This window comes from Caballeronia udeis, assembly GCF_001544555.2.
Classification (GTDB): Bacteria; Pseudomonadota; Gammaproteobacteria; order Burkholderiales; family Burkholderiaceae; genus Caballeronia; species Caballeronia udeis.
The window spans coordinates 1-22,377 of record NZ_FCOK02000103.1 but is presented as its reverse complement, the minus strand read 5'-3'; the positions used below and the strand labels follow the sequence as shown (position 1 = coordinate 22,377).

23 protein-coding genes and 1 pseudogene are annotated in these 22,377 nt (G+C 57.4%); 7 read left to right on the top strand and 17 right to left on the bottom strand.

Annotated features, from left to right (window positions below; translation table 11 throughout):
• Window position 1 precedes the first annotated feature (1 nt).
• From AWB69_RS40795 to AWB69_RS40775, 5 genes are all read right to left on the bottom strand, one after another.
• Window positions 2-1,546 carry an acetolactate synthase large subunit gene (locus tag AWB69_RS40795; protein WP_062092446.1) on the bottom strand — a complete coding sequence of 515 codons (1,545 nt, stop codon included), beginning with the start codon at window positions 1,544-1,546 and terminating at the stop codon, window positions 2-4.
• On the bottom strand, window positions 1,547-2,404 hold the full coding sequence (locus AWB69_RS40790; RefSeq protein ID WP_062092445.1) for an HpcH/HpaI aldolase family protein: 858 nt from the start codon (window positions 2,402-2,404) through the stop codon (window positions 1,547-1,549).
• A gap of 42 nt (window positions 2,405-2,446) precedes the next feature.
• Complete coding sequence (locus tag AWB69_RS40785; RefSeq protein WP_062092444.1) at window positions 2,447-3,298, bottom strand: amidohydrolase family protein; 852 nt, start codon at window positions 3,296-3,298, stop codon at window positions 2,447-2,449.
• Window positions 3,299-3,352: 54 nt separating this feature from the next.
• The gene (locus AWB69_RS40780) at window positions 3,353-4,378 is read right to left on the bottom strand and encodes an amidohydrolase family protein (RefSeq protein WP_062092443.1); all 1,026 of its coding nucleotides are present in this window, start codon (window positions 4,376-4,378) and stop codon (window positions 3,353-3,355) included.
• 72 nt (window positions 4,379-4,450) lie between these two features.
• Window positions 4,451-5,425 (bottom strand): ABC transporter substrate-binding protein, encoded by a 975-nt coding sequence (locus AWB69_RS40775; protein WP_062092442.1) that lies wholly within the window; start codon window positions 5,423-5,425, stop codon window positions 4,451-4,453.
• Window positions 5,426-5,937: 512 nt separating this feature from the next.
• On the opposite strand from AWB69_RS40775, the gene AWB69_RS40770 reads away from it, so the two are divergent.
• Window positions 5,938-6,132, top strand: a complete 195-nt coding sequence (locus AWB69_RS40770) for a DUF3563 family protein (RefSeq protein WP_062092441.1) — start codon at window positions 5,938-5,940, stop codon at window positions 6,130-6,132.
• 502 nt (window positions 6,133-6,634) lie between these two features.
• Here AWB69_RS40770 and AWB69_RS40765 read toward each other — a convergent pair.
• A pseudogene (locus tag AWB69_RS40765) lies at window positions 6,635-6,871 on the bottom strand (transposase); the annotation flags it as partial.
• Window positions 6,832-7,320: a hypothetical protein gene (locus AWB69_RS48975; protein WP_197500441.1), complete on the bottom strand. Its 489-nt coding sequence runs from the start codon at window positions 7,318-7,320 to the stop codon at window positions 6,832-6,834. The pseudogene AWB69_RS40765 and the gene AWB69_RS48975, both read right to left, overlap by 40 nt.
• Here AWB69_RS48975 and AWB69_RS40755 point away from each other — a divergent pair.
• Window positions 7,304-7,834, top strand: a complete 531-nt coding sequence (locus AWB69_RS40755; protein ID WP_062092438.1) for an enolase C-terminal domain-like protein — start codon at window positions 7,304-7,306, stop codon at window positions 7,832-7,834. The genes AWB69_RS48975 and AWB69_RS40755 overlap by 17 nt on opposite strands.
• Before the next feature lie 232 nt (window positions 7,835-8,066).
• On the opposite strand, the gene AWB69_RS40750 is transcribed toward AWB69_RS40755, so the two are convergent.
• The 9 genes from AWB69_RS40750 to AWB69_RS40710 all read right to left on the bottom strand — a co-directional run bounded on the left by AWB69_RS40750 (window position 8,067) and on the right by AWB69_RS40710 (window position 17,698).
• The gene (locus AWB69_RS40750; protein ID WP_231937399.1) at window positions 8,067-9,626 is read right to left on the bottom strand and encodes a methyl-accepting chemotaxis protein; all 1,560 of its coding nucleotides are present in this window, start codon (window positions 9,624-9,626) and stop codon (window positions 8,067-8,069) included.
• Window positions 9,627-9,828: 202 nt separating this feature from the next.
• Window positions 9,829-10,257: a hypothetical protein gene (locus AWB69_RS40745; protein ID WP_062092436.1), complete on the bottom strand. Its 429-nt coding sequence runs from the start codon at window positions 10,255-10,257 to the stop codon at window positions 9,829-9,831.
• Between the two features lie 383 nt (window positions 10,258-10,640).
• Entirely contained in the window at window positions 10,641-11,993 is a 1,353-nt protein-coding gene (locus AWB69_RS40740) for an MFS transporter (RefSeq protein WP_062092435.1), read from the bottom strand.
• Window positions 11,994-12,139: 146 nt separating this feature from the next.
• Window positions 12,140-12,661, bottom strand: coding sequence for an aromatic-ring-hydroxylating dioxygenase subunit beta (locus AWB69_RS40735; RefSeq protein WP_062092434.1), 522 nt, complete (start codon window positions 12,659-12,661; stop codon window positions 12,140-12,142).
• A 19-nt stretch (window positions 12,662-12,680) separates the two neighbouring features.
• Entirely contained in the window at window positions 12,681-14,000 is a 1,320-nt protein-coding gene (locus AWB69_RS40730; protein ID WP_231937398.1) for an aromatic ring-hydroxylating oxygenase subunit alpha, read from the bottom strand.
• A 71-nt stretch (window positions 14,001-14,071) separates the two neighbouring features.
• Window positions 14,072-14,488 (bottom strand): RidA family protein, encoded by a 417-nt coding sequence (locus AWB69_RS40725; protein WP_062092433.1) that lies wholly within the window; start codon window positions 14,486-14,488, stop codon window positions 14,072-14,074.
• A gap of 82 nt (window positions 14,489-14,570) precedes the next feature.
• A complete protein-coding gene (locus AWB69_RS40720; protein WP_062092432.1) occupies window positions 14,571-15,452 on the bottom strand; it encodes a fumarylacetoacetate hydrolase family protein in 882 nt (293 codons plus the stop codon).
• Between the two features lie 58 nt (window positions 15,453-15,510).
• On the bottom strand, window positions 15,511-16,866 hold the full coding sequence (locus tag AWB69_RS40715) for a metal-dependent hydrolase family protein (protein ID WP_062092431.1): 1,356 nt from the start codon (window positions 16,864-16,866) through the stop codon (window positions 15,511-15,513).
• Window positions 16,867-16,876: 10 nt separating this feature from the next.
• Window positions 16,877-17,698 carry an alpha/beta fold hydrolase gene (locus AWB69_RS40710; protein ID WP_062092430.1) on the bottom strand — a complete coding sequence of 274 codons (822 nt, stop codon included), beginning with the start codon at window positions 17,696-17,698 and terminating at the stop codon, window positions 16,877-16,879.
• A gap of 158 nt (window positions 17,699-17,856) precedes the next feature.
• Between AWB69_RS40710 and AWB69_RS40705 the strand changes: the two genes are divergently transcribed.
• Window positions 17,857-18,648, top strand: coding sequence for a GntR family transcriptional regulator (locus AWB69_RS40705; protein WP_062092429.1), 792 nt, complete (start codon window positions 17,857-17,859; stop codon window positions 18,646-18,648).
• Between the two features lie 406 nt (window positions 18,649-19,054).
• On the opposite strand, the gene AWB69_RS40700 is transcribed toward AWB69_RS40705, so the two are convergent.
• Window positions 19,055-19,954, bottom strand: coding sequence for a LysR family transcriptional regulator (locus AWB69_RS40700; RefSeq protein ID WP_062092428.1), 900 nt, complete (start codon window positions 19,952-19,954; stop codon window positions 19,055-19,057).
• 120 nt (window positions 19,955-20,074) lie between these two features.
• On the opposite strand from AWB69_RS40700, the gene AWB69_RS40695 reads away from it, so the two are divergent.
• The 4 genes from AWB69_RS40695 to AWB69_RS40680 all read left to right on the top strand — a co-directional run.
• Window positions 20,075-20,857, top strand: coding sequence for a glucose 1-dehydrogenase (locus tag AWB69_RS40695; RefSeq protein ID WP_062092427.1), 783 nt, complete (start codon window positions 20,075-20,077; stop codon window positions 20,855-20,857).
• Window positions 20,858-20,910: 53 nt separating this feature from the next.
• The gene (locus tag AWB69_RS40690; protein ID WP_062092426.1) at window positions 20,911-21,318 is read left to right on the top strand and encodes a nuclear transport factor 2 family protein; all 408 of its coding nucleotides are present in this window, start codon (window positions 20,911-20,913) and stop codon (window positions 21,316-21,318) included.
• An 86-nt stretch (window positions 21,319-21,404) separates the two neighbouring features.
• Window positions 21,405-21,761, top strand: a complete 357-nt coding sequence (locus AWB69_RS40685; RefSeq protein ID WP_063978018.1) for a nuclear transport factor 2 family protein — start codon at window positions 21,405-21,407, stop codon at window positions 21,759-21,761.
• A 180-nt stretch (window positions 21,762-21,941) separates the two neighbouring features.
• On the top strand, window positions 21,942-22,377 hold a 436-nt coding region (locus AWB69_RS40680; RefSeq protein ID WP_231937397.1), incomplete at its 3' end, for a porin.

The window sequence follows — 22,377 nt, the reverse complement described above, 5'->3', positions numbered from 1 at the left end:
ATTACAGCCGAACCTCGATAAGACACGGTCCCGGCTCGTTCACCGAGTCGGCCATGGCCTTGTAGAAAGCCTCGGCTGTGTCAACGGCGACCGACGGAACGCCCATGCTCCTCGCCATCGACAGCCAATCAATACGTGGACGGTCTATATCGATCATGGCCAACGCACGCGGTCCGGGCGCACCGGCACCCATGTTCGCGTACTCGGCTTTGAGGATCGCGTAACTGTTATTTGCGAAGATGATCGTGGTGATGTTCAGGCTCTCACGCGCCTGCGTCCACAGCGACTGAATGGTGTACATGGCGCTGCCGTCTCCAACCATGCAGAACACGCGCCGGTCCGGGCACGCCAGCGCCGCTCCGGTAGCCACCGGTGTTCCATAGCCGATCGAGCCGCCCATGTTATTGATGAGGTCGTGTTTTGCAGCGCCAACCGTCAGACCCATCGTCTCGCGGCCGGTGGTTAGCGATTCGTCGACGAGGATGCAGTTTTCGGGCAACGCCGCAGCCAGCGCCTGTGCAATCGTGGCAGGAGTCAATGCGCCGGTTGGCGGTGTGGCGTCCGAACGCTGCTGAATCACGGCTACCGAGTTCGTCGCACCAAGCGCCTCAACCAGCATCTCGAGGCCGGCGGCACCGTCCTCGCCAATTTCGACGAGGGAATGAACGCTGGTGCCAGGTGACTTGAGCAAGCTCGGTTTGTCCGGATAGCTGAAGAAGGCGATCGGCTCGGTCGTCTCCACCGTGATGATGTGTTTGAAGCCGTTCAAATACTCGATGGCCGGCCCCACTGCATAGGGGATGCGTTCGAGCGTGACCCGCCCTGCCCCGCGTTCAATCCGTGCACTGAAGAATTGCGTCGCGATACGACAGCCTGTCGCTGCCTTGAGCTTGCCCGCCATCTCGAGCGCGCGACCGCGTGTCGAGCGACCGGCCAGGATGATGAGCGTTGGCTCGCCCGAACGCAGCACCTGTGCAACGTGCTCGATGCGCGCAGCGTCCGGGATCTTCGCGCTGGCAACCGTGCGCGGCAGCGCGACTTGTTCGCCCGCATCTTGCCACGAGGTGTCCCCGGGCAGAATGAGCGTCGCGATTTGCCCCGGTCGTTCGCTTGCTTTGCTCACCGCAGTAGCAACGTCCCAAGCCACCGCGCCCGGCGATTCAACGCGACGCACCCAGTGACTCAGCGGCCGCGCGAGTCCCTCGATATCGGACATCAGTGGCGGGTCGTATTTAAGGTGCGCTGCCGAATGCTCACCCACGATGTTGACCATGCCCGACGATGCCCGTTTGGCATTGTGGATATTGGCGAGCCCATTAGCGAGTCCGGGTCCCAGGTGCAGCAGCGTGGATGCCGGCGTATCTTTCATCCGGTAATACCCGTCCGCTGCACCTGTGCAGACACCCTCAAATAGACACAGGACACTGCGCATGCTCGGATTCTCGAGCGCCTTCAGAAAGTGCATCTCAGAGGTACCAGGGTTCGCGAAACATATCTCGACCCCCTGATCGGTGAGCGTCTGGACTAGGCTTTCGGCTCCGTTCATTTAATACCCCGCCATCTCGCGTGCCGTGCCGACGACGCCATAGCTGCGTTGCGCCGCCGCCATCAGGAAGCGGTATCCCTCTTCAAGCAGCCGCTGATGATTTTTTGCTGTGGTATGCGGGTTGCCGACCACTACCTTGTGCTTGTGGCACGTCTCGACGATCTGGCGCATGGCATCGAGTACGACCGGGTGTTCATACTCGCGCGGATGGCCCAGTTGCTGGCTCAGATCGCCCTCGCCAATTAGGATGAAACCGATGCCGGGCACGCTCGACAGAATGTCATCGAGGTTTTCAATCGCCTCGGTGCTTTCGCACATCAGACCGACGAGAATTTCTCCATGCGGGGCCAGCGGCCAGACGTCCGCCTTTTTATAGTATTCCGGCACGCTCAATCCCCAGTATCGTGCCGCGGTGGCGGGACCGTCACCACGCACCCCCTTGGGCTCGTACAGTGGCGCGTTCTTTGGTCGGGCGTAGCGGCACGATGCCACGGCGTTGTATGCCTGCTCGACCGTCGCCACATGCGGCCACACCACGCCATAGGCGCCGCGATCGAGTACTTGCTTCGCGAAAGCCTGGTTCATCTCGACACCGTTGGCCGGAATACGCGCAATCGGCGTGACGCGGGCCGCAACCGAACCGGATTCAGCAATCTGCTTACGGTTAAGCATGTACTGCAGCGCATCGCCCAATGCCGATACGTCATAGGGGTTGTGCTCCATCTCGAAGACGATGCCGTCGTAGGGAGCATCGCTCATCTCGATTGCGGTCTGCTTGTCCAGCTTGGCAAATGCAGTGTAGGCGGGCTTATTGGATTCGAAAGCGCGAATGATGCCGTTAAGGTGGGTATCGCTCATGGTCTCATCTCTCTCGTTGTACGTCGGCACCGACCCTCGCTTTCATGCCAGAGTCGGATACAGATACTGTGCTGTCTTGCCAAATATCCACGCGCGGTCCTCATCGCTCAGGCATTGCAGACTTGTCTGAGCGGTCGCGAGGATTTCCGGAAGCGTCCCTGGCGATGTCGGAAAATTCGAACCCCAGGCCATCCGTTTCGCGCCGAATGCTTCGACCACGCGCGGGAAGAACGTCTCGGCGCTGGCCGTTTCCTTCTTTACATCGCCAAAGATACGCGGCGTGAGCTTCAGGTAGATGTTCTTCAGCGGGGCCAGGTCGAACAGGCTCTGCGCCGCGGCATAAGGTGCACCGTCAGCAACCTCGGGACGTCCCAGGTGATCCAGGATGATCGGAACATCGGGGAAACGCAGCGCAAGCGTGGTTACCTGCGGCAGTCCGATGGGACCCGTCTGAATGCACATGGTCAGCCCCAGCTCAGCGCACAGCTCCCACGCTGGAAATGAGCGTGGATCATCGAGTTCACTCGGGTCGAACTCCTTTGTGCTACCACCCGTGAACAAGCGCAAACCGGCAAGGCCCAGCTTGACCCACTCGCGAATGCGCGCGGTTGCATCCGGCTGCAATACGTCGACGGAGCAGACAGCTGCGAGCCGCCCCGGATATTTTGCACAACTGTCAATTACATAACTGTTGTCGAAACCGTAGGTGGTCGACGAATGAACCACGGCGGCCTTGGCAACGCCGGTGTTGTCCATCGAGGCAATCAGCGTCTCGATGGTAGTCGGGCGCTCTTTCGACCATTCTGAGCGCGTACCGAACAGCGGTGCTGGCGGATAGCGACTCTCATCGTCGGAAATGATATGCGGGTGGATATCGACAATTGTGGAAGCCATGGGTGTCTCTCCTTTTTATCGCTGCTAGCGGCTGGCGCCGATGTCGCGCTAATGTTATTTGCCGCGTGCCTTCAGGCGTGCATCGAGACGCGGGTAGACGCGCCGCGCATTCCCTTCGAATATCTTGTAGCGGTCCTCGTCCGTCAGTTCAGTGCAAGCGTCGATGTAGCGCTTGGTGTCGTCGAAGTACTGCCCGGTAGCCGGATCCTTGCCTCGCACCGCGCCGACCATTTCTGATCCGAACATCACGTTATCGGCCGGTATAACCTTGGTCAGCAACTCAATGCCCGGCTTGTGATAGACGCAGGAGTCGAAGAAGATGTTGTCCAGCAATCCTTCAAGCGGGCGATTACACATTTCGAGCGACATGCCCCGATACCGTCCCCAGTGGTACGGAACCGCACCACCGCCGTGTGGAATGACGAAGCGCAGCGTCGGAAAGTCCTTGAACAAATCCGACTGCAGCACCTGCATGAACACTGAGGTATCGGCGTTCAAATAGTGGGCTCCGGTGCCATGGAAACAGGGATTGCAGGAAGCCGCCACGTGGATCATCGCGGGCACGTCCAGGTCGACCAGTGCTTCGTAGAGGGGATACCACTCGCGATCGGTCATCGGCTTTCCGGTCCAGTAGCCACCCGTCGGATCGGGATTCAGGTTGCACCCTACGAAGCCCATTTGCTCGACGCAGCGTCGCAACTCGGGAATGGAATTCGCGGGTGCAACGCCTGGAGATTGCGGCAATTGGCAGACCGGCGCAAAGTTGTCCGGATAGAGTTCCGTCACGCGGTACACGAGGTCGTTCGATACCTCAGCCCACTCCACGCTCGTTCGTTCATTGCCCAAATGGTGGCTCATCAATCCGGCGATCGGTGAGAACAGCGTCAGGTCGCTGCCCCGCTCGCGCTGGAGCTTGAGTTGCCCATTGCCAACCCCTTCGCGGATTTCATCATCGGTGACGTGTGCGCCTGCACGCGACGGTGCGTTGGCCGGGTCGTTCGCAAACTCGACCTGCTTGGCGCGCCAGTTGCGAAAGGAAGTCGGTACGGTCGTGAAATGGCCGTGGCAATCAATAATCATGTTGTCTCCTTTGTCGACCAGAGTTGGAGCTTCAGTTCCCTACTCCGGTTCGTGCAAAACAGTTGCGCTGGGTCAGCCGGCCAGCGGGTCCACGAACAACTCGTCAATGGACATGCGACGAGGCGTGAGCCCCTGCTTGAACGCGGTAGCTTCCAACGTTTCGATCGTCTCGAGGTTTTCCTGAAGACCGTAAGGCAGCGGATCGTGTCCGACGATCTTGCGCAATTCGAGGTACTTCTTGTCGCTCTTGCTCGTGGCCTCGCCTGCATCGAGACGCGCCAGCCATTCTTTTTTCGCCTGCGCAAAAGCGTCGTAAATCGATTTCGCTATCCACGGATGTTCAGCCAGCACCGAGTCCTTGACGACGATGGTTCCATGCATCGGATACACCCCCGTACGGGCGTAATACTCAGCCTCCAGCTCAGCCGCATTAGGCAACAGATCGGGATAGTCGGCGTCGACTTCCTTCCATCCGCCTGTGGGAGCGCCGGTGCGGCCAATCCCCGCGTTGGCGCCAAAGCCTGCTGCCAATTCGCCGTTGGCCATCATCTCTGCCAGCGAACTCCTGGCAGGCGCGTGGATGACATTCGGTGGCAGTTTGAGTTGCGTGACGTGTTCTTCGTCATCAACAACCCAGGTCACCTTCGATGAATCGAGCCCGAACTCGTCAATGAGAACCTGGCGCGTCCAAACGCCGGTCGTGACCGAGTAAGCGCGCACTCCCACCTTCTTGCCTTCCAGGTCTTTGGGAGTCTTGATCCCGGCGCCCGGACGCACCAGCAGTCCGGCGTGATGAAAGCGGCGCACGACGAAGATTGGCAATGCGACGAACGGCGCGCCATAGGCACGGGCGATGATGTAAGTCGTCGGTGCCAACTCGCAGACGTCGAATTCGACATCGCGCACCATGCGGCGAAACGCGCCGATTTGCGGCTGGACTGTAATGAATTCGGCTTCCACGCCCTCAATGGGAATGGATCCGTTACGGATGGCCGATGTGTTCGGATGCTCAGCAATTGCGATCTTGAGATGGACTTTTGCGGTCAATTTCGTCTCCCTTTTGGATAGGTATGCTCGCTCGACCTGTCGGCCGTTAAAGCCTGAAGGCGTTTATGGGCAAGTTGCATGACAGTTCGGTTGATCTCGTGGACTACATGATCTTGCTGTGTATGCCTTCGGTCTATTGAAATAAAGCGCCGGTCCCTTAACCAATTGGCAAATGCCAGGTTTCGACCGATGCGTTGTCGTAGGAGTCACCGATGGTTCGATGCCGGCCTCGGTCAAACGTTGGGTCCAGCGAATGACAACGTATTGGTTAATCTCAGATCAAGTGCGTCGGCGAGAACGGTCAATTGGGGAATGCTGTCGTCGTGGATTGGTACGCGACAATTCGGGGTCCCTCGTGTTGCCTCAAGAAGCAATGTCACCCGACCGGGTGTTGCAGATAGGCCTCTCGTAACGCTGCGATTTTTTCTGAGCGCTAGCAATTACATAGGGATTACCCTATGCTTCGTTCAATTCACCAAGTGTTTGCCCTAGCAATTAACGCGAGGTTCACCATGTATCTGCTCAGCCGCGTCTTACTGTCCCTGACCAAATCCTCCCACCAGCGTGAGAAGGAGCGCAACGACGCTTATCTGGCCGAAGCCAGCGACGTTTGCGATCCTGAGAAACGCGCGCAGAACATAGATCATCGCGCATCGGTTCAACTGACAATCGAATCACTGCGGAATTACTGTTCGAGCCGCTGTTGATGTCCGTTACTAGCGCTAACCGGCTCGCAAGGTCTCGGAATCGCAAACCGGATACGCGTCGCATAACACGCATAAAGCACGCGGCGTGCCGCATCAAGCTCGACGTCGCCTGCTACGGCCGATGAACCGCCACTGGACGTTGCCGCTGTAGGGCACGACTGGTGTTTCGTTCTGGTCAAGCACGACAATCTTTAAGCCAGGGGGCAGGCGCTCTGCGGCGGGTGCAAGTCTTTTCAGCTCAGTCAGACGTCGATGGTGATGAACCGCAATCCTCCTTATCGGTCTCGGCGACAGTCGAGTTCGATACTGTCATCCAAGATCCAAGGCACGGATGGTCAAAACCCGCTGCTGTTGCTTATCGCGGCGTTCTGTGCGGTTCGAGCCTGTGTGGAAACTCCATTTTTTGCCTCAGCAGGCAGGATTGCCGGTCGGGTCGATCAAGTTTAGTAAGTCGAGCTTGCGCTAGTCGAACATCACGAGCGCAAGAAGCCCCCTTGGGGCCTCAGCTTCCAGCCATTCTCATGGCCTTCATCATCTCGGCAACACCAAGTATGTTCATGACTCGCTTGAGGTTGTAGGCCAATACCTGAAGGCTCATCTCAGTGCTCACGCGGCCAAGCGTCCGAGTCAGGAAGTGTGCGGGACCCATCCAGTGCTTGAGCGTGCCAAAGACATGCTCGACAGTACTTCGGCGGATGGTCATGGCATCGGGTTTGCGGTCGAGCCACTGCTCTTGCGCGGGGCGGCTGTCGACTTCGCGGTCCGCTTCGCCGTCGACACCTTCTGCTTGGCGGCGGCCTGCGTCAGCCACAACGCCAGTTGGTCGCGCTGATCACGCGCCTGCACCGCTTCATCGACATAACGCGCGTTCTCGGTACGCAGCGCAACCAGCTTACCCTCCAGCACACCGACTTGCTGACGCAGATTACCGACTTGAGCTTGCAGCTTCTGCACGTCGTCGCGATGCCGGACACTGCCCTGCTCCGTTTTACGGTTAGCCGCGTCCAATTCCTTCTGCAAGCGCGCGGCCGCTTGTCGCTCGCGGTCGATTTCCAATAGCGCCCGGGTTTCGCCGGCGTTGAGCCGCTCCTGCGCCAGCGTGCCGTCGACACACAGCTTGTCCAGTTCAGAAGGGGAGGATGTGGCGGCAGCGGCGCTCCGGCTCGACGCCATGGAGCGCAACCGCATAACCTTCTTCGAGGAACCCTTCCACGGCTTCGCCTATGTGGCCTACCGTCAGTTGGGCGAGAAGGTCCTCACGGTGCGCACCGCCGGCGGCGAAGCAGCGCACAACCGGTACGTGGCCGAGCATCTGATCGACTTCGGCAAGGTCGGCTATATCCAGATCGACTGCGGTCGCATCGGCGGCCTCTGGCCGGCGCGGCAGGTGGCCGACTACGCGGCGCGACGTGGCGTGACATATATCAACCACACCTTCACCTCGAATCTGGCGCTGAGCGCCTCTCTGCAGCCCTTCGCCGGCCTTGAGGAGCACCGAATCTGCGAATATCCCACCACGCTGCAGCAGGTGGCCGTCGACCTGACGCGCAATCACATCGTCCCCGACGCCAACGGCGACATCCATGCGCCGGATGCGCCGGGCTTGGGCATCGAGGTCGATCCCCAGGCCCTCGTCCAGTACAAGGTCGACATGGAAATCAAGATCAACGGCAAGACGGTATTTTCGTCCCCGCCGGTCTGACCAAGACTCGCTGCAGGCACTATGCTCGGCACCCTCCGAGTAGGCGAGGAGGTTGTCCCCTCTGCTGTCATGGGTCCGTCTGCGGCGCACCGCCGAGCTTACCGTGGACAACGCTACGCGTTGCCCACCGCGCTCACCTTCGCCCACAAGCTCCACAGCCTCCCGCCACGATGAACAAAAATCATAAACTTCAAGATACAAGGGAGAGAGTCATCTATCACATCACAGCCCCTCAGGCGAGTCTGAATACCTCGACCGCTAGTTGAAGCGCTTGTGCCTGATCTTCAAGGGAGTTGGCCGCCGCAGCCGCTTGCTCGACTAGCGCCGCGTTCTGCTGCGTCATCTCGTCTATGTGCATCACGGCGCGGTTGACCTGCTCAATGCCCGTGCTCTGCTGGTACGAGGCAGCCGAAATCTCGGACATGACATGCGTCACCTGATTAACCGCCTGGCTGACGTCTCGCATCGCGTTTCCGGCCCGTCCAACCACTTGTGAGCCAGCGCTCACTTTCTCGTTGGAAGTTTCAATCAGCCCCTTGATTTCGTTGGCAGCTACGGCGCTGCGCTGCGCGAGTAAGCGCACCTCGCTTGCCACCACAGCGAATCCCCGGCCCTGCCCACCGGCGCGCGCGGCCTCCACCGCTGCATTGAGCGCAAGGATGTTCGTCTGAAAAGCGATCCCCTCTATCACACCAATGATCTCGTACATCTTCTGCGATTCGGTAATGATCGCATCCATCGTCGTGACCACTTCGTCCACCATGCTTTTGCCTTGCTGCGCAATGCTCGCGGCGTTTTTCGTCATCTCGTCTGCGGCTCGCGCGTTCTCCGCTGTTTGCTTTACTGTCTCAGTGAGTTGCTCGATGCTCGCCGCAGTCTGTTCCAGCGAGGCAGCCTGTTCCTCGGTCCGTTGTGAAAGGTCCGTGTTGCCTGTAGCAATTTCGCGCGACGCCGTGCGCATCGCGTCGGTGCCGTCTCTTACGTTACCAACAATGCGCCCGAGATTTTTCTGCATCGTCGACATTGCAAATAGCAGGCTCGTCATATCAGCCGGACGTACTTTGATCGGCGTTGTGAGATCACCCTGCGCGATGCGCGCAACGACCTCGGCCGCGTAAGCGGGTTCACCTCCGAGGCTGCGCGAAACGGTGCGAATAATCACCAGCATAACGACAGATACCACTGCGCCGACGCCGATGACCATAGCGAAGTATTTTGCAAGATTAGTATAGAACTGGTGCTGGACGTCGTTCAGGAACACGCCTGAACTAACATACCATCCCCATTGTTTGACGGGCGCGACATAGCTGGCTTTCTCCGCGCTTTCGCCGCTCGGAAGCGTGCCGATATACTTCACATATCCGCCGCCGCCATCGCCCGTCTCGATGAAATTCGCATAAAAGTGCTTTCCTGTAGGGTCTGTTCGAGCGCCGACGTTCTGTCCAACCAGCTTCTTGAGCGACGCATTCCCAATCATCAGGATCACCGGCTGAGCGTCGAAGATTGCCAGATAGCCATCGTTACCGTAGCGCATCGTCGAAAGTTGGGCGAGTGCCTCACGTTGCGCATCGGCAGTGGACATTTCGCCACGCTCGGCGCGCTTGACGTAGTCTTCGGTGATGCTGACAGCGCTCTGCACGACATTTCGCACCCCTGCCGAACGTTCGATGAGCATCGTGCTGCGACTTTCGAGCGCAGACCAGGTTCCGAGCACGATCAGGCCTACCCACATGACTGAAACAGCCAACCACAATTTCGCGGAAATACCCAGTCGATCCATTTTTTTCTCCAACCATCTTTGTACACAGCGACATAACCAGGCGGCCAAAAATAATCCAGCTTGAGAGTTGTCGCAAAAAGAAATTTGCGTCTCGGCAACCCCAACATATTGGGCGAGCAAAACGAGGTGAGCACATCCTACGTAGTTGTTCGACTCGAACAATCCTTATTGGACAAAACCCATTTGCTGAGCCAAATCGCGGATCGCTTGATGCTCACTTGAGCAATCCGCGTTCGGCCTGTTCGCAAAGACGCTTCAGTTCGTAGCGAGCGTGCCGGACATGGCTCGCCCCTTCCGAAGCGCTCACTTCTACCTTAGAGAGTGCCTGACCGTAGTACTGTTGATCGTCGCAAGCGCAATCCAGATGGTAAATTGCTCGCTGCAACGCTTGCAGTTCGATATTTGCGTTTGACGTGCGCGCATCAATTGCAGACACCTTGTCCAGAATAAACAGAAAGATCGCGACACAGAAAATCGTCGTTGCGGCCCCGACGCGGCTTGTAAAGGACAAGATCACACCACATCCGAGCAAAAAAACAAAGCTGGCGAACACGGGGCATCCGCCAAGCGCGGATCGGGCTTGGGCAGTCTCAGGCGCGCGCTCGCCGCGCTGGGATTTTTTCATGTTATCGAGTCTTTGCATGTGAATGTCTAACGCACCGGTTACCGGCTCAACTCGAACAGACTGCCGCGCGTCAGGATCACGGGCAGCGAGTCGAGATCCACGCCTTCAAAACATCGCACATGGATGCTCCACATTTCCGGAGCCCTTCATGGTCGTCTGAACCGCTGAATACCGCACCGGGGATAGAAGCAATTGCTTGCCACTTCGTCTGCTATTGACCGGTGCTCAAATCCGAAATGGAGCGACACATCGAGCAGTCGCAAACCTCAACGTGAACCAGATCCGCATCCATGTCGAATCTCGCTAATCCACAATACATATGCCTGACAGGTCTGCTTCAAATAGCTTTTCGTTTGCGAAGGCGTAGAGTGCCAGCGGGACTCCACCAGGCCCCGTCGAATCTATTCAATCCGTCGCTCGCGCAGCGCGCTCTTTGGAATACCGATTACGACAATCAAGCCGCCGACGACACTGATCGCTGCTATCACATACAAACCGGTGGCGATATTGTTTGAATGCGTCTTGAGCCATCCGAGCAACATGGGCGCGAGCAACGATCCAAATTGACCCATGCTGCTTATCAACGCGATGCCCGCCGCCGCAGTCGCACCTGAAAAATAGGCGGGAGGAATCGTCCAGAAGGTGCCGGTGCCGCAAAAGTACGATATGCCGACGAGCCCAAGGCACGCGATTGATAGCACCCAGTTCGTACTGACGAACGGCAACAGCACGCAGCCCGTCGCACCAATGAACGTAGCGACCGCAAAATGCCATCGACGCTCGAGGGTCCGGTCTGAATGACGCGCGTTGATCAACATCGCCGCCGCGCCGATGATGAAGGGAATCGCGGACAGTAAGCCGACGTGCCAGATGTTTTGAATACCAGACTGACGGATGATGGATGCAGTCCAGTAGTTAAGAACTGTGCCGATCAAAGGAACCACGGTGTAACCAGCGATAATGACATAGACTCGTGGATCACGCAGCAAGTCGAAAAACTGATGCCCTTTGCTGTGGGATTTTACGTTCTCGTCAGCCTGAAGGTTCCGCGCGATCAGGTCGCGCTCTTCCTGCGTAAGCCACTTGGCGTGGTTTGGCCCATCTTCAAGATAGAAATAGGCGAAGATCCCCGCCAAAATTGCAGGTATGCCCTCCAGTACGAAAAGCCACTGCCAGTTCTTGAATCCCCAGGTCCCGACCATGTTGTGCAGAATCCACCCGGATATCGGTCCTCCGACTATGCCTGACACCGCGATGGCAAGCAGAAATCGCGACGTGATGCGAGCGCGGCGGCCCGACGGAAACCAGTAAGTCAGATAAAGAATAATGCCAGGATAAAACCCTGCCTCTGAGGCGCCGAGCAGTATCCGTGCGATATAAAAATGCATTGGCGACGTGATGAATGTCATCGAGCAGGAAATGGCACCCCAAAGAATCATGATGCGGGTGATCGTCTTTCTTGCCCCAATTCTCTCCATGACGATATTACTTGGCACTTCGAACAGAATATAGCCAATGAAGAAAAGCCCCACGCCTAGCCCGTAGGCAGCGTCCGTCAGGCCGAGGTCTTTTGACAACGGAATTCTGGCAAAACCCACGTTGACGCGGTCGATATAATTGATCACCCAGCAAATGAAGAGAAACGGAATTACGCGAAGCGTAATTTTTCGATAGATGCTTTCAATCTGCTCAAGCGACTGCGCGGGCTGATCGGTCGAGGCTGCACCGGCAAACCCTTGGACTATTGTTGGCATTACGCGCTCCAGGCGAGTAGTGAATGGATTCCGTTAGCGACTGGCCAGTCTGCCGCCCGAAGCGCCAAGCGATGTGACGTCATGAACGAATGGGCTCGTGGCCGACTGTCCCGCAACACGACGTGACGCGGGACAGACATGGAGACTTAGAAAGGCTGTGACAAGTTGGGGAAGCTCTGATCGCAGTTGGTTAGTTCCACCCTTTTCTGCACGATCTGGAAGTCTTCGCCGTGAGTACGCAGCGTGTGCACGTAATTGCCGCCGAACACGCGTTGCGGCTTGTCCGGGCGATCCTCGAGCATGAAAAATTTCGAGCGGACCAGGAACAACGAGCCGTCATCGGAAACGCCTTGCAACCGGACACCGGACACCACACGCACGCATTGGGACTCGGGCTCCTGGCAATGCGTCATCGAGTGATTCAGCCGCTGCACGCGGGTTTTCATCGTGTGCTTGTCGTCGTAGTACAGCGACACATGCGTTGTCCACGACTCCTGTCCGCGTTGTGCAGGCACCCAATAAACGGCGTCTTCCGCATACAGGTTGCACCACTCCTCGAACAACTGTTCATCAAGTAGATCCGCTTCGGCTTCGATGAAGCTTCTCAATTCTTCGAATCGAGGGTGGGGGGTGCGGGATTTCGTCAGAATCTGAATATCATTTTTCATCGCTATCTATCCTTTGGACTCACGCGCCCATTAAGTCGCGCCACGCATAATGCTGCGCACGCTGCCCAACTTCACTGGAGCGCGGGCCGAACAGCACGCCTTTTCCTTCGTCGATTTCGTGTCCCATGCCCTTCGCGACCAGGAACCATTCAGCACCCTCGGTTTTCAGGCCTTCCTGACAGCGCTCGAATGCTTCGAGGTCGTCGCTTTGAATGAACGATGCCGCCGAGTGGGTGATATTGAGATACTTGACCAAGTCGGTCGAAATTACGTCAGGCGCGCCAGTCAGACGCACGGGCCACACTTCGATTTCGGTGTGATCAACCGCGACGGCCCGGATCACCCGCACTGACGTTTGCGCGATCAAGATGTCCACGCTTGGGAAGAGGGTCATCGAGTGACGGCGATTCTTCAGGATGTCCTTGGTACGCTCTTCGCCGTAGGCATCCACCATCAGGGTACGGTAGTCGTCCCAGACACCTCCCGACTGTTCCTTGTCGAATAGGGAAGCCTCCGAGCTGTGGCCCTTGAGGAAGCCCCGTACCCCCGTCTGCGCGACCACCGCTTCACCGTCCGGGGTAAAAAAGGCGGCGTCCCCGCCCTCCTTGCCTGCGCGACGCCGGAACTGCCGTCCGTCGGGACCCACTGTCGAAGCATGGCAAGCTGCGGGGTGGTACATGTCAGCCTGATTTTCGAGTTGCAGCTTCCAGTTTCCTTTGAAGTGGTATCGATGGCAGCCCGCGGCAAATTCAATCTTTCCCACCGGTGAGCGGTCGACCAGTTCGTCGATACCCCGTCGAGCCTCGCCGAGATAGTCCGCGAGCGGTTCGACGTCTTTGTTAAACGAAGCGAACACGAAACCGCGATAGCTCTCGACCCGCGGCAACGAAACCATGCCGGACTGCGGCTCCTGCAACGCTTTCTCAGGGAAGTCAACGCGCATGGGCACGCCGGCGAGTTGGCCGTCCGGCTTAAACCCCCATCCGTGATACATGCACGAGAACAGTTTCGCGTTGCCGCGCTTCCGGTTCAAAACCTTGGCGCCTCGATGTCCACAACGATTGAAGATCACGTGAACGCTGTTGTCGACATTCCGGCTCAATACGACCGGTTGTCCCACCAGCGTCGTGCAGTAATAGTCGCCGGGATTCGAGATGAGGCTTTCGTGACCGACGTAAAGCCAGACCTTCTTGAAGATCTTCTCCTTTTCGATCTCGAACACTTCCGGATCGATGTACATGTTGCGATGCACACGGTCCTCGCGGACCATGTTCCGAAGCTGCTCGCTTGAATAATTGCTCATGATGACCTTATCGCGATTGAAAATTTTCAAGTCCATCGACACGCGCTTTCCGCCTCATTACTGCCTTAGCAACAGGGTGCCGTGAGGCGTAATTGCTCCGGTTAAATCTAGTCCCGAGCCCGCACGATGGCCTCAACTTCGACCAGGAACTCTTCCTTCACCAGCCGGTCGACTACCAGCAGGGTGTTGGGCGGGTAGACGTCGGTGGCAAAGAATCGAGGGAACGCCTCAGCACGCAGGCGCATGAAGTGCTCGATATCCTGCGCATGTGCCATGAACGTGTTGAACCTCACGACGTCGTTGAAGTCACATCCGACGGCTTTCAACACTGCCTGAAGATTCGCAAAGACCTGTTTGAACTGCAGGTCGAAGTCGTGCTTCCCGACAATTTTTCCGTCGTTATCCACCGACAATTGTCCTGCAACAAAAATCAAGTCGCCCGACTTCACACGGGTCATATGCGAGTAAAGCCCTTGCGCTGGCGGAGCGCCTTCGGGGTTTATGTATTGGACATTGTTGCTCATCGTTATCTTCCTTTTATAGATACAGACTTCAGCACGGATAGCTCATGCCTTTCGTGAGCCATCACGGGTCACGGCGAACTGATCAAATCACCACGTTGTCAAGGCGACCCACCGGTTCCATTACTACACTGACCGTGTCGCCGCTCTTCAGATATTTCGGAGGCGAGAATCCAAGCCCGACCCCGGCGGGCGTTCCGGTCGCGATGACGTCGCCCGGCTGCAAGCTGATGGAACGGCCGATCGTTCGAATCAAGGTGGGAATGTCAAAAATAAGGTCTTTGAGGAAGGCGGACTGCCGCAACTCACCGTTGACGAAACACTCCAGTTTCAGCTCGGAAACATTACGGATATCGTCCATGGTGACAATCGCAGGTCCCATTGGACAATAACCATCGGGGCCTTTCCCGAGCAGCCACTGGCTATGAATCTTCTGAGCCTCCCTCGACGTTACATCGTTGACCAACGTAATTCCGAACACGAACGACCACGGGTCGTCGTCGGCGCTGACACGCCCTTGCTTACCGATCACGACGGCCAGCTCAGCCTCGTAGTCGACGGAATCGTATGGGTCCAGTGCGGTATCGATCGCATCTCCGGGTCCGCTCACGGAGCTGGGTGGCTTCGAGAAAATGATCGGATGCGAGGGAACGGCCCCGCGTGCCGCACTCGAGTCGAAACCGCTGCTCGAAAACTCCTGGGCGTGATCGAAATAGTTCTTGCCGACACAGAACACATTGCGGCGCACGTTCGGAATCGGGGCCAGCAACTTCACATCTGCCAGTCGCAGGCGCTTAGGCGTCTCGGCGACGCACTTTTCAATCGATGCCTTGAGCGTGTCATAGCGGTCGATCAAGTCGTTCATGTTCGCAGCGACACCGCTTTCGCTTAAATCGACTAACTCGTCAGTGCCGGTAATCAGGCCGACGCGGGAGGTTTGGTGGCGGGAAAAAGTGACTAGTTTCATTGGGGGTAACGATTCAAAATAAATAGATAGGTCGAAATGCTTCGAAGCCTTTCCTTCTCTACAAGGTCAGACGCCCTCGCCCGGTTTCCTCGTCAAATTCATACACGCCGTTCAAGAACGTCTTTTGCCGCTCGTACCATTTGCGAACACGCGGCGCCTGCGGGGTCCTGTCGATCGGCGTACCACCCTTGAAGATGTAGTCAAACGAGCGCGGACGCTGAAGGATTCGAATATCCTTGGCTGGGTTGCCCGGCACGACGAGCAGATCGGCTAACCGTCCTGCCTCGATCTTGCCCACTTCATGGCCGTATCTCGGCAAAAGCCGCGTGACCGCCAGCGTATTGGCGTGAATTGCCTCAATGGGCGACATGCCCAGCAAATCGACAAACAACTCCATTTCTCTCGCGTGCCATTGTCCATATGGCACCGGCGACCAACCGCTTTCACTGCCGGCAAGCAACGGCACGCCGGCCTTATAGGCTCGCCTGAGATTGACAGTAGCTGCCTCCACCTCCCGCGAAAATGCGCTTGAGCCCGAAGCCCCGGCATTGGACTGCTTCGCGTCGATCAGATTGACCAGCAAGGTGAGCGTCGGTGTGATGACGCATTTATTCTCGAGGCACGCCTCAATGCCTGCGTCGTCAATGTAGGACGCGTGGAAAAGGTTGTCGAAGCCAGCGCGCGCGGAGTCGAGAGCAGAATCACGCGAGCGCGCGTGAACGCTGCAAATGCGTCCCAGCCGGTGAGTTTCGTTGGCGATGATGCAGAACTCTTCAAACGTAAACGCGGATGAGCCAAGTGCATCGGGCGTGATCAGGTTATCGTTCGAGCCCGAGACCTTGATCGCATCCACCTCATCTTTGACCTGGAAGCGGATTGCTTCGACAAGATCGTCGCGCGTTTTGATCAACACGGCGCTCTGGCCCGGCGGGAACTCCATGTTGTTTGGGAACGAGTCCTCGAGCCCTTGATGCGTTGTAAGTTGCTTGCCAGAAATCGTAAAGCGCGGGCCGTCGAACATGCCGGTATCGATCGCGTCTCGCACCGCTTGACCAATGTTGTAGGCCGTTGCGGCATCGAATGCGCTAGTCACGCCGGCCTGCAGGATCTTTTTTGAGTAGTACAGCGCCTTCGCTGTACGAAACTCGACGGGCGTGTACAGCGCATTTTCCTCCTCTGAACGTGACTCCCCAAACGAGATATGAGTATGTGCGTCGATCAGACCCGGCAGGATCGACCGATCGGGAAGATCGATAACCTGGTACCCTCGGCTTAGGTGGTCGTGCGGCAAAGCGTCCAGTTCACCAACCCAGGCGATCCGCTCGCCATCCACGACTACCGCACCGCGTTCGATGGGCGCGGCAAGCGTACCGTCGATGATTCGACCTTTGAGTATGTAGCCTTTCTTCTGCATGAAATCCTCTCTAATTGCCTTTGAGCGCTCGTCCGAAAAAATCTCGGGCGAGCGCCAAGAATGTCTCGCTCCGCTCGAACGCTATTGAATGGGAGCAGTCGCGCAACAGAACCAATTCGCCGCGCGTCAATTGCCCAGCAAGCGAGATCGACATCGACGATGGGAAGCCCGGGTCCTCGTGACCGTGGAGGAGCAAAACGGGCTGCTGGATGCTGGCGATCTCGTCATCCGCCAGGGCGGCAGCGGCAATGAACTCGGCCGGATCACCCTCGAACATCTGGTCGAAGTAGTCTGCATAACCCGGCGCGAAAATGACCGGTTCGCGCGCACGTAAATAGGCTTCATCGATCACGCTGGTGTCGTGGATCAAGCCCGACAAAGCACGCACCAGTTCCTCGCGATTTCTCGGACATTTCCAGGTGCGGCGCGTGGCGTCGGTTGCAACGAACGGTTTGCCCATCGTTCCCGTCGTCATCAACGCGGCGACGCGGGAATCGCTTGCGGCAAGGCGCAACGCGAGCGACCCGGACAGCGAGTGCCCGATGACACCCACTTGCGCTTGCCCGGTCAGGTCTAGCAGCGCCTCCGCTTGCCTGAGCCAAAGGTCATAGTCGAAAAATGGCGGCTGCGGCTTTCGGCCGCTCTTGCCAAAACCGATCAGATCCATTGCCAGCACCTGATAATCGCGGGCAAGCGGGCCCATGACCTTGCTCCAGTTGCCGACGCTCGATGCGCCCGGCCCAGAACCGTGCAGCATCAGCAACGTTGGACCATCTCCTACGCGATAAAACGTGACGGGAGTTCCCTCAAAATCAAATTGATCTTCGGTCATGCGATCTCCTCAGCGGGCATCTCAATTTTCACGTAATCGACTTTAATGCAAACAATCCATTCTGTGAACAAAAAAACAATAATAAGAGGGTTAACCATTGGAAGGCCTCGCCCGCAGCACAGTGTTAGAATTGGATTTTTGAAAGGCTGACCAATCGCATGCGAAACGCAGAAGATGGGCGAACCCTGAGCAGCCGGGTCTTCGACACAATCCGGATGGAAATCCTCAACGGAAAACTGCTGCCGGGCCAGCGTTTAAAAGTTTCTGCCATGGCGCATGAGCAAGATGTCAGCGTCAATGTCGTCCGCGAAGCGCTGAACCGGCTAGCGGGCGAGAAGCTTGTCGAATTCGAGCCGCAGTTTGGGTTCGCCGTGCGCGGCCTCTCGGCTGAAGACTTAGTCGATCTGATCGACCAGAGGGCGACGCTCGAGGAGTTGGCGTTGCGCCGCTCCATCGCTCGCGCCTCGATAGAGTGGCAGTCCGAAGTGTTGGCGGCACATCACCGGTTAAGCAAGGAACCGCTTACGACCGAGGGGAGACCGGGCGTCCTCAATCCGGAATGGATGGCCCGTCACGACGAATTCAATTTCGTGATGATGCGTGCGTGTGGCAGTCCGCGCTTGTTCGAGATGGTCCGACAGTTGGCGGAAGCCGCGGAGCTCTATCATCGTGCGTTGCTCCCTATAGTCGGTCAGAACAGGGCACTCGACGCCGAGCATCGAGAACTGCTTGATGCGATTCTCGCGGGCGATGCTGACGCAGCGGTGGCGGTTCTTAAGTCTCACCTTGTAATGACCCGTGATGCCATGTTGCCTTTACTGCAACAGGGTGCACCTGGCTTGAGTGCGGATACACGTTCAAAGCCGCAGCGCGCGCCACGGAGACCGGCCGCGCCGCCGCGGCATCGCGCAAGCGTCGCAAAGGCGTCGCGAGTACGATCCGAAAAGTAAGTCTCGCGGCAGGCACGAGGCGCGTCATCACCGCGGCGATACCCGGAGCAAGCGTCTTCCTCAAGGAGCCGACGGCAACAGAGTTAGCACATCGGCGTTTTGGGACCCGACGACGTATGGCGGCCTTAGCGGGCACCTCGGAGCGAGTGACCAACGAGTCACACTTATCAGTATCACGGATTCGACATTACAGTTGCCGTTGAATCCGACTTCAGTGGAAGCGCGCGAGGTGTACCGGCCAGCGTGGGATACGTGATGATCGTGGCAGTCATCAGCAAGTGGTACAGGTTTCGATCGGAATCAGGGTCGCGCTCCTTAAGGGAGAACGCAGGATTGCATGGATAGGGGTGCGGCAATGCGGGCGACGGGATGATTGCCGACGATCGGTTGATTGTTGTCTGCCAATTCACGCAGACGCGAACAATGAAGCTGCCCAATCCGCAAACACCCTGACCTTGGTGCTATATCGTCGGCTAGGCGGATATGCGATATACACCTCGAGCGGATCCGGCCGCCATTGCGCGAGAATGGGCACGAGCTGTTTTTTCTCAATGGACGAGCGAACCATGAAGTCCATGGTGTGGACGATCCCCAGACCAGCCAGTGCGGCTGCATGGTGTGCATTGCTCTCGCTGACGAGAACGTCATTGCGTACGCGATCGAGCGTTATCGTCTCTTCGCCGCGGCGAAAGGCAAGGGGCTGTGTCACACCCGTACTTGCAGAGAAATATCCAACAACAGGCATGTCCTTATCCACGATTTCCCGCGGATGTTTCGGTCTACCGTACTTCGCGAGATAAGCGGGACTTGCACATGTCGTCCATGCAGCCGTGCCGATCGAATGCGCGACGACGTCCGGGTCATCGGAGGTGCTTCGAATTGCACAGTCTATGTTCTCTGCGACAAGATCCACAGTGCGGTCAGTGACGCTAAGCTGAATCCGCATCGTGGGATAGCGCGCAAGAAAGGCCGGCAATTGGGGAATGAGGATACAGCTTGCGGTCGATCCTCCAACGTCGACCCTCACCACCCCGCGGGGGCTCGCCTGTTCCCGGCCGATTGTAGCCTCGAGATCATCGAGTTCACTGAGCAGTTGCCTCGCTCGCTCAAAGTAAGCAGCGCCGTCGCTCGTCACACTGACCCGCCGCGTATTGCGCTCAAGCAGCTTTACACCAAGATGCGTTTCCAGCGATTTGACCCATTTGCTTGCCGTGGTGTTGGGCATATTCAGAGAAAGGGCCGCCCGCCCAAATCCTCCTGTCTCAACAACGCGGACAAAAACACGAATTGCCTGCAAATGGTCCATCGAACCACCTCCAATTATCCACGTAGGTGCATAGAGGCCCACAATACACGCATTTATCTACAAGTGTACGCAATGTAAGCTGAGGTCATTCGTCCATGCAGGTAGCAAAGGAACCCTGAAATGACAGCCTCACTCTACGACAACATTCATTCAACCAAGCATGCGGGCAAGGTTGCGCTTGTGACCGGCGGCAGCACCGGAATTGGTCTGGCCACCGCCAAGCGCCTTGCGCTAGAAGGCGCCACGGTGTTCATCACCGGGCGACGTCAGGCGGAGCTGGATGCCGCAGTATTGGAAATCGGCCACGGCGCGCGCGCGATTCGCGGCGACATCTCTTCTGCGGCCGACCTTGAACGCGTTGTGGAGACCGTGTCGGAGGCTCACCAAAGAATCGACATCCTTTATGCCAATGCTGGCGGCGGCGAATTCGTGCCCCTTGGCGAGATCACCGAAGCACAATTCGACAAATATGTCGGCATCAACATGAAGGGCACGTTGTTCACAGTCCAAAGCGCATTGCCATTCATGCGCGCGGGTAGTGCGATCGTTATCACAGGATCGATCGCAGCGGTAAAGGGCATACCCGCGTTCAGTGTCTATGCCGCCACCAAAGCGGCCTTGCGGGCCTTCACGCGCTCCTGGGCAAACGATCTCAAAGGCCGTGACATCCGCGTCAACGTGGTCGCCCCCGGAGTCATCATCACGCCTGCCTACAAGACCGAACTCGGGATGAGTGATGAGCAGATTGACGCGTATTCCAAGGACGCCTCCGGGACGACTCCGCTTGGCAGGGTTGGCACTCCCGACGAGATCGCCAAGGCGGTCTCTTTCCTGGCATCCGACGATGCCAGTTTTGTAACGGGCGCCGAGCTGTTCGTCGACGGCGGACTCGCGCAGGTCTGATCATTCGACGCCGCGCTCAACTGAATGTGGGCGCGGCATCAGGAGGAGATACGATGGGCTCGCAAGAAAAATTTCGTCTCGCGCAGCAGTTTCTTGAAAGACTGCGCTCGGGTGCGGCGCCTGATGAGATCGCGTCGTTGTGTACACCCGATCTCGACTGGAATGTTCCGGGCGACCCAGGCGCGCTGCCCTGGATCGGGCGCAAGACAGGGCGCGAGGCAGTCTCGAATTTTGTTCGAGATGCGCGAATGATGGTCGAAGGCATCGGCTTCGATATCAAGGAGGTTCTCGCAAGCGACGATCGCGCGGTCATTCTTGGTCACGTGCACTCGCGGATCAAAGCCACTGGGAAATTGATCGATAGCGAGTTTGCAATCGTGCTCACGTTCGCCGGCACGAAGATCGCAAGCCTCCTGTTGCTGGAAGACAGCTTCGCCGTATCGTTGGCCGCGCGACACTAACCGGTCCAGCAATCTTCAACACGACGGATCGTATGCCGGCCGCACTATCGCTCAACCTGATCCGCAATTACTCAAAGGAGTCCACGATGCAGTTCTCGGTGAATGAGCTTCTGAGCCGAAACCTGCTCGCCATTTTTGGCGAGCGAGATTCTGCTGCGCGCATGAAGGAACTGGAAACCATCTGGCTGCCGGAGGGCTGCTTCGTCGATCCCGATGGCCGAATTGTCGGACTCGACGCCATCAACCGCAAGGTCGCTACGTTACAGGCAAGATTTCCCGATTTCGAGGTTGTTGAGCGTGGACCAGTTGACGTCATGCATGGAATCGGGCGCCTCGCTTGGGGATTTGGTCCTGAAAACAATCGAACGGTCGTAACGGGCGTCGACATTGCGATTACACGAGACGGAAAGCTTCTCGAACTGTACGCGTTCATAGATCGATGATATTCGAGAATCGTGCGGGCGCTCCGCCTTCACGATTCTTGCCCACGTGATCCTGTACGTCTCCATTGTCTGCCGAGCCCTTCTTCAAATTTCGGAGTTGTGCCATCGATGTGTCGACCGCGTTAAATTATTATACATAGCATAACTATATAAAAGAGGGGACAAGAAAGGAGACGGAGGGTGAGGCGAAACAACCGCATAAGGATGGGTCTGAGCAGCGCCGTCGCGCCAGCGTTGTTCGCGGGATCGATAGGCTGCGCATACGCGCAGAGCAGCGTAACGCTGTACGGGATCATCGATGACGCATTGTCTTATTCAAGCAAGACCTTGAATCCATCGACAGGCCGCGACGGAGGTCATCAGATCGCGATGATTGATGGTCAGGTTTTTGGATCGAGATTTGGCATGACGGGTATCGAAGATTTGGGGGGAGGAATCAAGGCTTCTTTCAAACTCGAGAGTGGTCTCAATACCGCAAATGGCGGCCTAGGCAACTCGAACGGAAACCTGTTCGGCCGGCAAGCATGGGTCCAGCTAGCCCGTACTTTTCCCCATCAATTAGCCGAAACCTCCGCTAGCATTGGGTTTCGGCTATTTTTAGGGTTTAGGTGTAGCC

What these genes read in the sequence shown, in the direction of transcription:
- AWB69_RS40795 (WP_062092446.1), bottom strand. Translation starts at nt 1,546, where the DNA reads ATGAACGGAGCCGAAAGCCTAGTCCAGACGCTCACCGATCAGGGGGTC.
- AWB69_RS40790 (WP_062092445.1), bottom strand. Translation starts at nt 2,404, where the DNA reads ATGAGCGATACCCACCTTAACGGCATCATTCGCGCTTTCGAATCCAAT.
- AWB69_RS40785 (WP_062092444.1), bottom strand. Translation starts at nt 3,298, where the DNA reads ATGGCTTCCACAATTGTCGATATCCACCCGCATATCATTTCCGACGAT.
- AWB69_RS40780 (WP_062092443.1), bottom strand. Translation starts at nt 4,378, where the DNA reads ATGATTATTGATTGCCACGGCCATTTCACGACCGTACCGACTTCCTTT.
- AWB69_RS40770 (WP_062092441.1), top strand. Translation starts at nt 5,938, where the DNA reads ATGTATCTGCTCAGCCGCGTCTTACTGTCCCTGACCAAATCCTCCCAC.
- AWB69_RS40755 (WP_062092438.1), top strand. Translation starts at nt 7,304, where the DNA reads ATGGAGCGCAACCGCATAACCTTCTTCGAGGAACCCTTCCACGGCTTC.
- AWB69_RS48975 (WP_197500441.1), bottom strand. Translation starts at nt 7,320, where the DNA reads ATGCGGTTGCGCTCCATGGCGTCGAGCCGGAGCGCCGCTGCCGCCACA.
- AWB69_RS40745 (WP_062092436.1), bottom strand. Translation starts at nt 10,257, where the DNA reads ATGCAAAGACTCGATAACATGAAAAAATCCCAGCGCGGCGAGCGCGCG.
- AWB69_RS40740 (WP_062092435.1), bottom strand. Translation starts at nt 11,993, where the DNA reads ATGCCAACAATAGTCCAAGGGTTTGCCGGTGCAGCCTCGACCGATCAG.
- AWB69_RS40735 (WP_062092434.1), bottom strand. Translation starts at nt 12,661, where the DNA reads ATGAAAAATGATATTCAGATTCTGACGAAATCCCGCACCCCCCACCCT.
- AWB69_RS40730 (WP_231937398.1), bottom strand. Translation starts at nt 14,000, where the DNA reads ATGGACTTGAAAATTTTCAATCGCGATAAGGTCATCATGAGCAATTAT.
- AWB69_RS40725 (WP_062092433.1), bottom strand. Translation starts at nt 14,488, where the DNA reads ATGAGCAACAATGTCCAATACATAAACCCCGAAGGCGCTCCGCCAGCG.
- AWB69_RS40720 (WP_062092432.1), bottom strand. Translation starts at nt 15,452, where the DNA reads ATGAAACTAGTCACTTTTTCCCGCCACCAAACCTCCCGCGTCGGCCTG.
- AWB69_RS40715 (WP_062092431.1), bottom strand. Translation starts at nt 16,866, where the DNA reads ATGCAGAAGAAAGGCTACATACTCAAAGGTCGAATCATCGACGGTACG.
- AWB69_RS40710 (WP_062092430.1), bottom strand. Translation starts at nt 17,698, where the DNA reads ATGACCGAAGATCAATTTGATTTTGAGGGAACTCCCGTCACGTTTTAT.
- AWB69_RS40705 (WP_062092429.1), top strand. Translation starts at nt 17,857, where the DNA reads ATGCGAAACGCAGAAGATGGGCGAACCCTGAGCAGCCGGGTCTTCGAC.
- AWB69_RS40700 (WP_062092428.1), bottom strand. Translation starts at nt 19,954, where the DNA reads ATGGACCATTTGCAGGCAATTCGTGTTTTTGTCCGCGTTGTTGAGACA.
- AWB69_RS40695 (WP_062092427.1), top strand. Translation starts at nt 20,075, where the DNA reads ATGACAGCCTCACTCTACGACAACATTCATTCAACCAAGCATGCGGGC.
- AWB69_RS40690 (WP_062092426.1), top strand. Translation starts at nt 20,911, where the DNA reads ATGGGCTCGCAAGAAAAATTTCGTCTCGCGCAGCAGTTTCTTGAAAGA.
- AWB69_RS40685 (WP_063978018.1), top strand. Translation starts at nt 21,405, where the DNA reads ATGCAGTTCTCGGTGAATGAGCTTCTGAGCCGAAACCTGCTCGCCATT.